Origin of the sequence: Flavivirga amylovorans (assembly GCF_030540875.1) — a bacterium.
In the GTDB taxonomy this organism is placed as follows: Bacteria; Bacteroidota; Bacteroidia; order Flavobacteriales; family Flavobacteriaceae; genus Flavivirga; species Flavivirga amylovorans.
In genome coordinates, this window is sequence record NZ_JAUOEM010000003.1 from 336,534 (window position 1) to 348,318 (window position 11,785).

General features: G+C 32.5%; 11 protein-coding genes. 2 read left to right on the forward strand and 9 right to left on the reverse strand.

Translation table 11 applies throughout. From position 1 onward, the window contains the following. Window positions 1–61 precede the first annotated feature (61 nt). Window positions 62–790: an NYN domain-containing protein gene (locus Q4Q39_RS09890; protein WP_303282275.1), complete on the forward strand. Its 729-nt coding sequence runs from the start codon at window positions 62–64 to the stop codon at window positions 788–790. Window positions 791–899: 109 nt separating this feature from the next. Here the strand turns inward: Q4Q39_RS09890 and Q4Q39_RS09895 are convergent, their stop codons facing one another. The 6 genes from Q4Q39_RS09895 to Q4Q39_RS09920 form a co-directional block, all read right to left on the reverse strand. Continuing rightward, a complete protein-coding gene (locus Q4Q39_RS09895; RefSeq protein ID WP_303282276.1) occupies window positions 900–1,907 on the reverse strand; it encodes a Gfo/Idh/MocA family protein in 1,008 nt (335 codons plus the stop codon). Between the two features lie 30 nt (window positions 1,908–1,937). Then, on the reverse strand, window positions 1,938–2,657 hold the full coding sequence (locus tag Q4Q39_RS09900) for a YebC/PmpR family DNA-binding transcriptional regulator (RefSeq protein WP_303282278.1): 720 nt from the start codon (window positions 2,655–2,657) through the stop codon (window positions 1,938–1,940). Between the two features lie 174 nt (window positions 2,658–2,831). Next, entirely contained in the window at window positions 2,832–3,125 is a 294-nt protein-coding gene (locus tag Q4Q39_RS09905) for a 4a-hydroxytetrahydrobiopterin dehydratase (RefSeq protein WP_303282279.1), read from the reverse strand. Between the two features lie 60 nt (window positions 3,126–3,185). Further along, complete coding sequence (locus tag Q4Q39_RS09910; protein WP_303282280.1) at window positions 3,186–4,028, reverse strand: sugar nucleotide-binding protein; 843 nt, start codon at window positions 4,026–4,028, stop codon at window positions 3,186–3,188. Window positions 4,029–4,045: 17 nt separating this feature from the next. Next, window positions 4,046–5,128, reverse strand: a complete 1,083-nt coding sequence (gene gcvT, locus Q4Q39_RS09915) for a glycine cleavage system aminomethyltransferase GcvT (protein WP_303282281.1) — start codon at window positions 5,126–5,128, stop codon at window positions 4,046–4,048. Between the two features lie 273 nt (window positions 5,129–5,401). Beyond that, window positions 5,402–6,277, reverse strand: coding sequence for an AraC family transcriptional regulator (locus Q4Q39_RS09920; protein ID WP_303282282.1), 876 nt, complete (start codon window positions 6,275–6,277; stop codon window positions 5,402–5,404). 202 nt (window positions 6,278–6,479) lie between these two features. Between Q4Q39_RS09920 and Q4Q39_RS09925 the strand changes: the two genes are divergently transcribed. Further along, a complete protein-coding gene (locus tag Q4Q39_RS09925) occupies window positions 6,480–6,737 on the forward strand; it encodes a DUF983 domain-containing protein (RefSeq protein WP_303282284.1) in 258 nt (85 codons plus the stop codon). 73 nt (window positions 6,738–6,810) lie between these two features. On the opposite strand, the gene thrC is transcribed toward Q4Q39_RS09925, so the two are convergent. The 3 genes from thrC to thrA all read right to left on the reverse strand — a co-directional run bounded on the left by thrC (window position 6,811) and on the right by thrA (window position 11,709). Continuing rightward, window positions 6,811–8,103, reverse strand: a complete 1,293-nt coding sequence (gene thrC / locus Q4Q39_RS09930) for a threonine synthase (protein ID WP_303282285.1) — start codon at window positions 8,101–8,103, stop codon at window positions 6,811–6,813. 143 nt (window positions 8,104–8,246) lie between these two features. Continuing rightward, entirely contained in the window at window positions 8,247–9,170 is a 924-nt protein-coding gene (locus tag Q4Q39_RS09935; protein WP_303282287.1) for a homoserine kinase, read from the reverse strand. A 94-nt stretch (window positions 9,171–9,264) separates the two neighbouring features. Continuing rightward, the gene (gene thrA, locus Q4Q39_RS09940) at window positions 9,265–11,709 is read right to left on the reverse strand and encodes a bifunctional aspartate kinase/homoserine dehydrogenase I (protein ID WP_303282288.1); all 2,445 of its coding nucleotides are present in this window, start codon (window positions 11,707–11,709) and stop codon (window positions 9,265–9,267) included. Between the last annotated feature and the right edge of the window lie 76 nt (window positions 11,710–11,785).

Genomic DNA, 11,785 nt, shown 5'->3' on the forward strand with positions numbered 1-11,785 from the left:
AACCTAATGTTGCATATTTTAAAGACGTTCAATAAATAATATATCTGTATCTTTAAACATTATGATAAAAGATACTAAGATTGCCGTATTAATTGATGGAGATAATATTCCATCAAAGTATATTTCTGAAATGATGGAAGAAATAGCAAAATACGGTACACCAACCATAAAAAGAATTTACGGAGATTGGACGAAGCCACACCTCACCAAGTGGAAAAACATACTCCTTGAAAATGCGATTACACCCATTCAGCAGTATGGCTATACCACAGGGAAGAATGCTACAGACTCTGCTATGATTATTGATGCTATGGATATTTTATATTCTGAAAAAGTAAATGGTTTTTGTTTGGTGTCCTCAGATAGTGATTTTACAAAATTAGCAACACGATTACGAGAAGCAGGTATGCAAGTTTACGGCATGGGAGAGAAGAAAACACCTAATCCGTTTATTGTTGCTTGCGATAAGTTTATTTATTTGGAGATTCTTAAAAAGGATCTTGAAAAAGATGATAAAGAAGGTAAATCTAAAAAAGCTAACTTATATAATATTACACCTAAGGTTATTAGACTTCTTAAAAACTCAGTATCGGATGCTGCAGATGATGATGGATGGGCATTTCTTGGTGATGTTGGCTCTTTGATACTGAAAAAACAACCTAATTTTGATTCCAGAAACTTTGGTTTTGATAAATTAACACCTCTTTTTAAATCGTTAGATAATTTTGAAATGGAACAGCGAGACCAGAGTAATGGACGGTTTAAATTAATTTATGTTAGGAATAAATAGATTAGATATTTGTCATTCCTGCGAAGGCAGGAATCCACTTATGAATGATAAAATATTCAAGATTTAACTAAGAAGACTTATAATAATGAGATTCCTGTTTTCGCAGGAATTAATTTCCTAAAATCTTATCCATAACCCAACTCGTGTGAAGTCCAGAAGCTCCAGAGGAAGGGTGAATATAATTTTTTTTGATAAGCATATCTCTCATGCCTTCTACATGATGAATTTGTATATGCTTAGGGTGACCAATCATCAATTCTTCATGTTTTGTATTACTGTTTAATATGATTGGATTATCATGGAAAACAGAAAATTGAATGGATCCTTTATTTCCAAAAATTTGGACTTTATCAATATGCTCATTGCAACCAAAATTCCAATTACCAGCTCCCGTAATACCATTTTCATGTATCCAACATGCTGTGACTGCATCTTTTGAAGTATAAAGATTTTGCTGATTAATGCTTAAACCATGAGCAGTTTTTATATTACCAAGTAGATAAGTAAACAAATCAATTCCATGACTAGCCAAATCATCAAAGTAGCCACCAGGAGCTATTTTAGAATCTGTTCTCCAATTGTATGATTTTGATTTATCTAAATCGCTAGCAGGTTTACTCAAATGCCAATTTATATGCCTAACATCCCCTATATATTTATTTTCTAACCAGTTTTTAATTTGATTGAAACGCGGTAATGATCTTCTGTAATACGCAATAAATAAAGGCAAACCTTTATCCTCGAATGCGTTATAGATTTCTAGGCTATCTTTATAAGAAGGAGACATCGGTTTTTCTATGCAGCAAACTTTTCCTGCGTTCGCAACTTTTAAAGCATAAAGTTTATGTGAGTCTGGAGGTGTAGCGATATATACAGCATCGATTTCAACATCATTAATTAAATCATCTGCATTGTCGTAAACCTTTTCTATATTATGTCGTTGTGCATAGTCCTTAGCTTTAGCCAAATCACGTCTCATAACAGCAGTTAGTTTAAAACCTTCTGTTGCGTTATAAGCAGGACCGCTTTTAACCTCTGTTACGTTTCCACAGCCTATAATTCCCCATCTAATTGTTTTATTGGATTCTTGGGAATGTGGTTTTTCGACTGCGCTCAAAATGACAATTTTTAGACGTTTAAAATTTCTTTACTCAGCACTTTCTTCCATGGTATGGTACACGTTCTGTACATCATCGTCTTCTTCAAGTTTTTCTAAAAGCTTTTCAACATCAGCAACTTGTTCTGTAGTGAGCGGTTTTGTTACTTGAGGAATACGCTCAAAACCAGAAGATAAAATTTCAATGTCGCGTGTTTCTAATTCGGCTTGAATAGATCCAAAACTTTCAAAAGGCGCATATATTAATATACCATCGTCATCTGCAAAAACTTCTTCAGCTCCAAAATCTATAAATTCCAGTTCAATTTCTTCGGGGTCTAAACCTTCTGCATTGATTCTAAAATTACAAGTATGATCAAACATAAAAACAACAGATCCGGATGTGCCTAAGCTACCATCACATTTGTTAAAATAACTACGTACGTTAGCAACAGTACGGGTATTATTATCGGTTGCTGTTTCAACTAAAATGGCGATTCCATGAGGTGCATATCCTTCAAAAACGACTTCTTTATAATCCCCTTGACTTTTATCACTGGCTTTTTTAATAGCGCGTTCTACATTGTCTTTTGGCATGTTAACGGCCTTAGCATTTTGTATAACGGCTCTTAAACGGGAATTACTAGCTGGGTCTGGACCTCCTTCTTTTACTGCCATAACAATATCCTTACCTATACGTGTAAAGGCTTTGCTCATTGCAGACCAACGTTTCATTTTCCTTGCTTTTCTAAATTCAAAAGCTCTTCCCATAATACTGATATTTTATTTTTAGTGTCCTCGAAAGAGGAAATCTCATTAATTTTAACAGACTGTTATTTATATTGACAAATTTAAAAAAATCTACTAACCAAAATAATAGTTGCCTGTTTAAATTTTTAGAATATATTGATAACCTACTGAACACTGAACACTGAACACTATACTTTACTCCTCGTCTGGTTCTACTATTGTTTCTATAGCTTCGGCTAATTTAAAATCTTTGTTGGTGACGCCATTGGCATCATGGGTAGATAGCGAAATGGTGAGAACATTGTATACATTAGACCAATCTGGATGATGGTTTAATGCTTCGCATTCAAAAGCAATTCGACTCATCGCGCTAAAGCAATCTTTAAAGTTTTCGAATTCAAATTCAGCGTGAATGGCGTTATCGTAATAATCCCAATCAGGAAAGTGTAATAATCGTTTTTCTATATCTTGTTCTGAAAGTTTACTCATAAAATATGTGTTTATGTGAATGTATTTTACTAATTTAAAGATTTCAGAGGTGATAATCAATTATAATTTTAGTTCTGATAAAATTTGTTGACTTGTAAGTTGAAGATGTTTGGGTAATAGGTTATACTTTGGTAATACGGCTAAATACCTGTCGTCATTAGTTGTGTAAACATTTTTATAAGTGACCGTTTTATTATTCAATTCGAAGGAAGCAATAATTTCTTTTATAAAATCGTCATGGTGCACCAAATCACTACTTCCTAAATGAAATACACCCGATTTATTTCTATTTATTATATAATGAACTTGTTGTGTTAGTTTGAAATCGTTCGTCACATTCATAATCAGGTTTGGAAATACTTCTATGGGCTCTTTTTCTTTTATATGTCCCTGTATTTCCAATATTCTTGGGGATTGTGCTCCAAAAACCATTGGCAATCTTAAAATGACGATTTGCTTTTTAGGCATGCGTAATAGCATGTTTTCAATTTTAATTTTGAAATGCCCGTAAATGCTATTGCTTAAGGTTTTATCTGTTTCGTAACTAGGATATTTACTATAGGCATCAAAAACATTCGCAGAGGATATAAAAATGAGTTTTATTTTATTTGTAAACACATATTCTGCCAAGTGCTGATGTGCTATTACTTGTGCTGAGAAATCACCGCGTACTGCTGAAATAATAATGGTGGGTTTTACTATTTCTAATATTTCGTAAACATCATCTTCCTCAATATTATATTGAAAAAAATGTTTATTCTTTTCATGCAGTTTATTTGAAGTATTGTATGTCCCAAATGTTTTAAAGTAGGAGCAGAGCTCTCTATAAATAGCACCACCTAAAAAACCACTAGCTCCTAATATTAAGATTCTATGTTTACTTTCTTTCGCCAGCCCTTTCATTTAATAAAAACTACTTTTTAACCTTTATAAAAAGGCAATTTCACTACGGTTGCAGGAACAGCATTTTTACGTATTTGAATATTAATTTTGCTATTAATGTCTGTAAAAACAGTAGGAACATAGCCTAAGCCAATACCTTTCCCTAATGATGGTGACATGGTGCCCGAAGTAACAACACCTATTTTATTGCCATTACCATCAACAATATCGTAGCCTTGTCTAGGAATACCTCTTTCATCTAATTCAAAAGCGATTAGCTTTCGTTCTACCCCCCGTTCTTTTTCTGCTTTTAAAGCTTCAGAATTTGTAAAGTCTTTTGTGAATTTTGTTATCCATCCTAAACCAGCTTCAATAGGAGAGGTGGTGTCGTCAATATCATTTCCATAAAGACAATATCCCATTTCTAAGCGTAAGGTATCACGAGCAGCTAACCCAATAGGTTTGATACCATAATCTGCACCAGCTTTAAATACGTTATCCCAAATTTGCTTTACTTCACTGTTCTTACAGTAAATTTCAAAACCACCACTTCCTGTATAGCCTGTGGCCGATATAATAACATGGTCTATACCAGCAAAGTCACCGACTACAAAATTGTAGAATTTTATAGCGGATAAATCATGACTGGTAATAGCTTGCATAGCTTCGATGGCTTTTGGACCTTGAATAGCTAATAACGAGTAGTCTTCACTTAAATTGCGCATGGTAGCACCAGCATCATTTTTTGACTGTATCCAGTTCCAATCTTTTTCAATATTACTAGCATTGACAACTAATAAGTAAGTCTCTTCTTTTACTTTATATATGATTAAATCGTCTACAATTCCGCCATCATCATTTGGTAAACAACTGTATTGTGCTTTACCAATTGTTAATTTTGAGGCATCGTTACTAGATACTTTTTGTATTAAATCTAATGCATGTTCACCTTCAATTAAAAACTCACCCATGTGCGATACATCAAACACACCAACAGCTTTTCTAACAGTTTCGTGTTCTATATTTACACCTTCGTATTGTACAGGCATATTATAGCCCGCAAAAGGAACTATTTTTGCTCCAAGAGCTTCATGTGTTGATGTTAATGCAGTGTTCTTCATGGTTGTTTATTAATAATTAAATTTTGTAGCGCAAAACTACACAAATTCGCAATATTCCCAACTAAAAAAGGTTTGTTAAATGGTGAAGATTTTCAGTTTGGTTTAATAGTCTTATGTTTTTAATCATTAATGGCTTTTACTTCTTTCATTTTCTCTTTAAAAAAGGTTAATTGGTCATATAACTTATTAAATTAAAAAGCCATAATGATTTGAAGTGATCCCCAAATTAAATTGCTATTGCTTTTATATTTATTTTATTTGTTTTGCTAAAGATTATTGATAGCTTTTTTTAAACTCTAAAGGCGTAACATGCGTTTTTAACTTAAATACTTTAGAGAAATAAGCATAATCTTGGTATCCCAGTATTTGTGCAATAGAAGATAAAGAATTTTTGGAATGAACAATTAATCGTTTAGACTCGAGTATCACACGTTCGGTAATTAAATCGGTAGTTGTTTTTCCTAAAGTTGCTTTTACTATTCTATTTAGATGTTTGGATGTGATATTTAAAGCATTAGCATAAAATTTTGCCGATTTTTCTGTTCGATAATGGATGTCGATTATTTTTTCTAGCGATCTCAAGGCTTCTATATAGGTAACAGATGTTATGTCTTTTAAGGGTTCGGAGATATTATAGTGTCTTGCTAAATCTATGTAAGCTGCGTTTATTAAACTGGCTATTTTTTGTTTTTTATAGACGAAGTTATTATGGTATTCTTTATTGATGGTTTTAAATATGGGCTCTAAAGAAGTTGTTTCATTTGAATTTAAATAAAGTGCTGGTGTATTTTTATATGAGTAGTAATACGGAAATTGTTCAAGTTTGCTTTTTGAAAAATGGAGTTCATAAAAGTTTTGAGTATGAAAAAAAATGTATCCTTCCGGGGTTGTATCGAATGTCCAATAATGTGTTTGACCTGGCTTTAAAAAATAGACACTTCCAGGTTTTATTTTATAGGTGTTAAAATCTATTTCATGTACACCAGAGCCTTTAGTAAACAATACACATAGAAAAAAATCATGCCTATGAGGTTTGTGGAAAAAGTCTTTATTCCTATCTAAATGACTGGTTAAGTCATTACTATAAAAATCGGACATTGGAACATCTTGCTCAAATTGTTGAATGTTTAAAATAGGAATCGTATTCATAAAGCGTAATTATGTCCTAAAAGTACAAAAAATGGCGTGTTATTTATGAACGATGTTTTTATATGTGATAGTAACTTTGCAAAATGATTCTCAATTATAAAAGATGACACTAATTTCAATTTTTAAAGGTAAGTGCCCCCAATGCAAAAAAAACAACATTTTTAGTTCAAATGGTAATTTACTATTGTTTAAAATTCCAAAAATGAATGATAGTTGTGAAACTTGCAATTTCAAGTTTGAAAAAGAACCCGGTTTTTTCTTTGGAGCTATGTTTGTGAGTTACGCTGTTGCTGTAGCAGAATTTGTAGGTGTTTTTATAATTTCTTATTTCTTTCTTGGCTTATCACTTTTAGCGTCCTTTTTTGGAATCATAATATCTGCCATTTTGTTTAGCACGATAAACTTTAGATTATCAAGAACCATTTGGATTTATCTGTTTTATAAAAAGTTAGAAGCTTAATGTAATCCCTATATTCTTTTTGTTCGTATTGAACATACTTTAAAACATTTTGCAAAAATAGAATAAGGTTGTTTTATTTTAATAAAAAAGCTTTTAAATCGTCGTAAGTAGAAATTGCTATAGCAACTTTCTCTTTGCCCATTACGGATTGAATTTGTTCTGGTAATGGTTGTTCTTCTTTTATAACGTCTTCCACAACATCTAAAAATTTGGTAGGATGTGCTGTTTCTAAAAAAACACAATGCGCATTCGGATTTTCTTTTAGATATGCTTTAGAGCCTAAATAACCCACGGCACCATGAGGATCTGCCACATAATTATATTGTGTGTAGATTTCTTTCATAGCTTCTCTGGTTTCATCATCAGAAAAACTAAAAGAAGATACATTATCCTTTAATGTCTCAAATTTGTTTTTATAGATTTCCTGAATACGAATAAAGTTACTAGGATCCCCAACATCCATAGCATTACTGATGGTTTGTACTGACGGCTTTGGAGTGTATAACTGTGTTTTTAAATACTCCGTAACCACATTGTTTTTATTGTTTGATGCAATAAAGTGATTAATTGGTAGGCCTAATTGCTGTGCCATCATGCCTGCACAAACATTTCCGAAATTCCCACTTGGTACAGAGAACACAATATCATCATACTTTTTATGAAGTTGCTTGTATGCAAACATAAAGTAGAATAATTGTGGTAACCAACGGGCTACATTTATAGAGTTAGCAGAGGTTAACTGCATGTTGTTTGTTAATGTATGATCTAGAAAAGCTGTTTTAACCATAGCTTGGCAATCATCAAATGTGCCATTAACTTCTAAGGCAGTAATGTTTTGTCCAAGTGTGGTTAATTGTTTTTCCTGTATATCACTCACTTTTCCGCTAGGGTAGAGGATCACTACATTTACACCCTTAACGCCTAAAAAACCATTAGCTACAGCACCACCGGTATCACCAGAAGTAGCGACTAAAACAGTCACTTTATTGATGTTATTTTTATTAAAATAGCCTAGACAACGTGCCATAAAACGTGCACCTACATCTTTAAATGCCATGGTTGGACCATGGAATAGCTCTAAAGTTGAGATATTATCATTCAATTGAACCACAGGAAATTCAAAAGACAAGGTTTCCTCAACAATAGTTTTTAAAACATCTTCTGGAATTTCTGGAGATACAAATTGTTTAATGGCCTGAAACGCAATCTCTGTATGTGATAATTGATCTATATTTTTAAAGAAATCATCACTTAAAGGGGTAATGCTTTCTGGAAAATAGAGTCCTTTATCTGGCGCCAACCCTTTTATAACCGCATCTTTAAAAGATGTATTTGGTGCTTGTTTGTTTAGTGAGTAATAATTCATTTTTCTATCATTCCTACGAATGCAGGAATCTGTTTATTAGTAATTTGTAGTTTTATTTTTATAATGTGATTTCTCACATGAGTTCGAAATAACAGACTTTTCAAATTTAAAATTAGTCATAATGATTAAATGTATATCATTTATCATAAAACCTTAATGCCTTCCGTATTAATTTTCGTTATATGAATTTCGAATGCAATCTTTGTTTTAGAATACACGTTATTCATGGCTTCTTTTACATTTTTAGCGTTTTCTAATCCTTTGCTTAACGCAAAAATGGATGGGCCAGAACCAGATATTCCAGCTCCTAGAGCGCCTTGTTCTAGTACAGCTTCTTTTACTTCTTTGTAATGAGGAATTAATTGACTTCTATAAGGTTCTACAATAACATCATGCAACGATTTTTGTATTACATTATAATCACTTGTGTGCAGTCCATGGATTAAACTTCCAAAATTTGCCCATTGCGTAATAGCATCTTGCAATGGTACTTCTTTTGGAAGAATGCCTCTAGCTTCAGATGTTTTTACTTCTATTTGTGGATGAATAATGGTCGCATATAAATCCTTAGGAGAAGGAATTTCTAAAATATCTATAGGCGAAACACTTTTAACCAATGTAAAACCTCCAAAAATAGCAGGAGCTAGGTTATCTGCATGGTCACATTTACTTGCTAATGCTTCTCCTTTAATAGCAAATTGTGTTAATTCCGTTTTGCTATAAGGTCTCCCTAAAAGTTCGTTCATTCCAAAAACACTACCAACAGCACTGGCAGCACTACTACCTATACCACTACCAGGTTTTATATTTTTGTAAATTTCAATTTCAAAGCCACAATCTGGTTTAGCAGCTTCATACATGGCCAAAGCTGAAACACCAGCCACATTCAATGCTGCCTCAAACGGTAAATCAAAGCCTTCAATTTTGGTGATGTGAATCCCTTTTTTATCGGTTTTTCTTATCACCATTTCATCGCCAATACTGTCTAAACAGAATCCTAATACATCAAATCCACAGGCTACATTAGCAACCGTTGCAGGCGAAAATATTTTTATTTCGTTTTTCATTCTAAATTTAACTCTAAATTATGCGATTTCTCACATAGGTTCGAAATGACTAATCTTTATTACTGTAAACTACGACTGAATACTGTTTATTAAATTAATTATTCCCTATTCTAATAATATCCGCAAATAACCCCGAAGCTGTTACTTCTGCACCTGCACCAGCACCTTTAATAATCATAGGCTGTTCTGGGTAACGTTGTGTGTAAAACATAACAATGTTATCTTTCCCTTCCAGGTTATAAAAAGGATGCCCTTCTGGTATTTCCTGTAGACCAACATTTGCTTTGCCGTTATTTAATTGTGCTACATATTTTAATTGGCAGTTTTTCGCTTTCGCGGAAGCGTATAAACCTTGATAATGCGTTTCATCTTCTATTAATGTTTGATAAAAATCATCAACCGAATCACTTTTCAGTCCAGATTCAGATAAGAAAGGTGTATTTGAAATATCTTCCAAATTCATTTCCATACCACTTTCACGAGCTAAAATCAATATTTTTCTAGCCACATCAACACCACTTAAATCGATTCTTGGATCTGGTTCTGTATAGCCCTCTGCTGCTGCTTGTTTAACAACATCATAAAACTTAGTAGTATCATTAAAATTGTTAAATACAAAGTTTAAACTTCCAGATAAAACAGCTTGAATGGATGTGATTTTATCACCTGAAGCTATTAAATTATTCAGGGTATCAATAATAGGCAAACCAGCCCCTACATTAGTTTCAAATAAATAAGGCGCATTATATTTAAGAGATAAACGTTTTAATAAACTGTAGTTTTCATAATCACTTGAACAAGCAATTTTATTACAGGCTACTACACCAATACTTTGACGTAAGTAGTTTGCATATAAATTTGCAACATCTTTATTAGCTGTAACATCGACAAAAATACTATTACGTAAGTTTAGAGACTTTGTTTTTTCAAAAAAGCCTTCTAACGTGGCTTTTTCTCCAGAAACGAGTTGATCTTTCCAATTGTCTAAATTGAGACCTTCCTCATTAAAAATCATGGTTCTGGAATTTGATAATCCAGCAATGCGTAAATTGATTTTTAAATTTTCTTTTAAATACTTGTTTTGCTGCTCTATTTGATCTACTAATTTTTCACCAACGTTTCCAACACCAGTAATAAATACATTTAACTGTTTTGTTTCAATTTCAAAGAATTGTTCATGTAAGGTATTTAAAGCCTTTTTTACATCGTTTTCTGATATTACGGCTGAAATGTTCTTCTCGGAAGCTCCTTGTGCAATAGCACGGATGTTAATATTGTTTTTTCCTAAAGTGCTAAACATCTTACCACTAATCCCTTGATGGTTTTTCATATTGTCACCAACCAGTGCAATAATGGAAAGGTTTGTTTCTACTATAATAGGATCAATTTTATTTAAAGCAATTTCGTTTTCAAAAGCAGTGTCAATAGCTTGTTTAGCCATTTCAGCATCTTTTTCTTCAATCCCTAAACATATGGAATGTTCAGACGATGCTTGAGTAATCAAGATGATGTTAATCTTTTCCTGAGATAAAGTCTCAAATAAACGCCTAGAAAACCCAGGAATTCCAATCATACCACTGCCCTCTAAAGTTAATAAAGCAATATCTCCTATATTACTAATACCTTTTACAGGAGATGTAGAGTGTGTTTCTTCATTGGAAATAATGGTTCCTACAGCATTGGGTTCTAACGTATTTTTTATGTGAATAGGAATTTCTAAGTCTAATACGGGTTGTACTGTTGGTGGGTATAAAACTTTGGCACCAAAGTGAGATAATTCCATAGCTTCCTGATATGAAATTTTATCAATAGGATAAGCTTGTTTTACCAGTTTAGGATTAGTCGTATACATACCACTAACATCTGTCCAAATTTCTAACTGATTAACTTTTAATGCAGCAGCAACAATAGCAGCAGTAAAGTCTGAACCGCCACGACCTAAAGTTGTTTGTTCTCCAACTATAGATTTTGAAACAAATCCGGGAAGGATCGTAATTTGCTGTGCAGCCGTTTTGAAATAATCTACTATATTTTTATTAGTAAGATTATATTCAACTTCAGCCTTGGTGAAATTTGAATTTGTTATGATTAATTCTTGAGAGTTTTTACGATTTACAGATAAACTACGATTTTTCATAGTTTCTGAAATAATATATGAAGACAATAACTCACCAAAACTCACTAATTTATCGGATGTTTTTGGAGATAACTCGTTTATTAAATAGATACCATCTAGTAAACTTTTTAATTCATCTAGTCTGGTTTCTGTGTATGCTATAATGGATTCTGCACTGTCTGGGTTTAATTCATTTATAGTATTTAAATGAATATCTTTTATAGTATTAAAGGTGTCTCTAAAACCTGTGTTTTTATTTTGAGCTTGTTTACCAGCTAAAAGTAGCTTGTCTGTAATACCACCTACAGCAGAAACAACACATATTATGGAATCTTCTTGTGAATATCTAGTTAAGATATCTATGACGTTATTTATGTTTTTTGCAGAACCAACTGAAGTTCCTCCAAATTTTAAAACTTTCATTTTTAATGAATTGATAATTGAAAAAATATTTTTTGATGTTGTAATTGTATAAATTACAACGATAGCCTGAAGAATA

Bases quoted from the DNA above. Each gene is read 5' to 3' on its own strand.
- Q4Q39_RS09890 (WP_303282275.1), top strand. From the start codon at position 62: ATGATAAAAGATACTAAGATTGCCGTATTAATTGATGGAGATAATATT.
- Q4Q39_RS09900 (WP_303282278.1), bottom strand. From the start codon at position 2,657: ATGGGAAGAGCTTTTGAATTTAGAAAAGCAAGGAAAATGAAACGTTGG.
- Q4Q39_RS09905 (WP_303282279.1), bottom strand. From the start codon at position 3,125: ATGAGTAAACTTTCAGAACAAGATATAGAAAAACGATTATTACACTTT.
- Q4Q39_RS09910 (WP_303282280.1), bottom strand. From the start codon at position 4,028: ATGAAAGGGCTGGCGAAAGAAAGTAAACATAGAATCTTAATATTAGGA.
- gcvT (WP_303282281.1), bottom strand. From the start codon at position 5,128: ATGAAGAACACTGCATTAACATCAACACATGAAGCTCTTGGAGCAAAA.
- Q4Q39_RS09920 (WP_303282282.1), bottom strand. From the start codon at position 6,277: ATGAATACGATTCCTATTTTAAACATTCAACAATTTGAGCAAGATGTT.
- Q4Q39_RS09925 (WP_303282284.1), top strand. From the start codon at position 6,480: ATGAATGATAGTTGTGAAACTTGCAATTTCAAGTTTGAAAAAGAACCC.
- thrC (WP_303282285.1), bottom strand. From the start codon at position 8,103: ATGAATTATTACTCACTAAACAAACAAGCACCAAATACATCTTTTAAA.
- Q4Q39_RS09935 (WP_303282287.1), bottom strand. From the start codon at position 9,170: ATGAAAAACGAAATAAAAATATTTTCGCCTGCAACGGTTGCTAATGTA.
- thrA (WP_303282288.1), bottom strand. From the start codon at position 11,709: ATGAAAGTTTTAAAATTTGGAGGAACTTCAGTTGGTTCTGCAAAAAAC.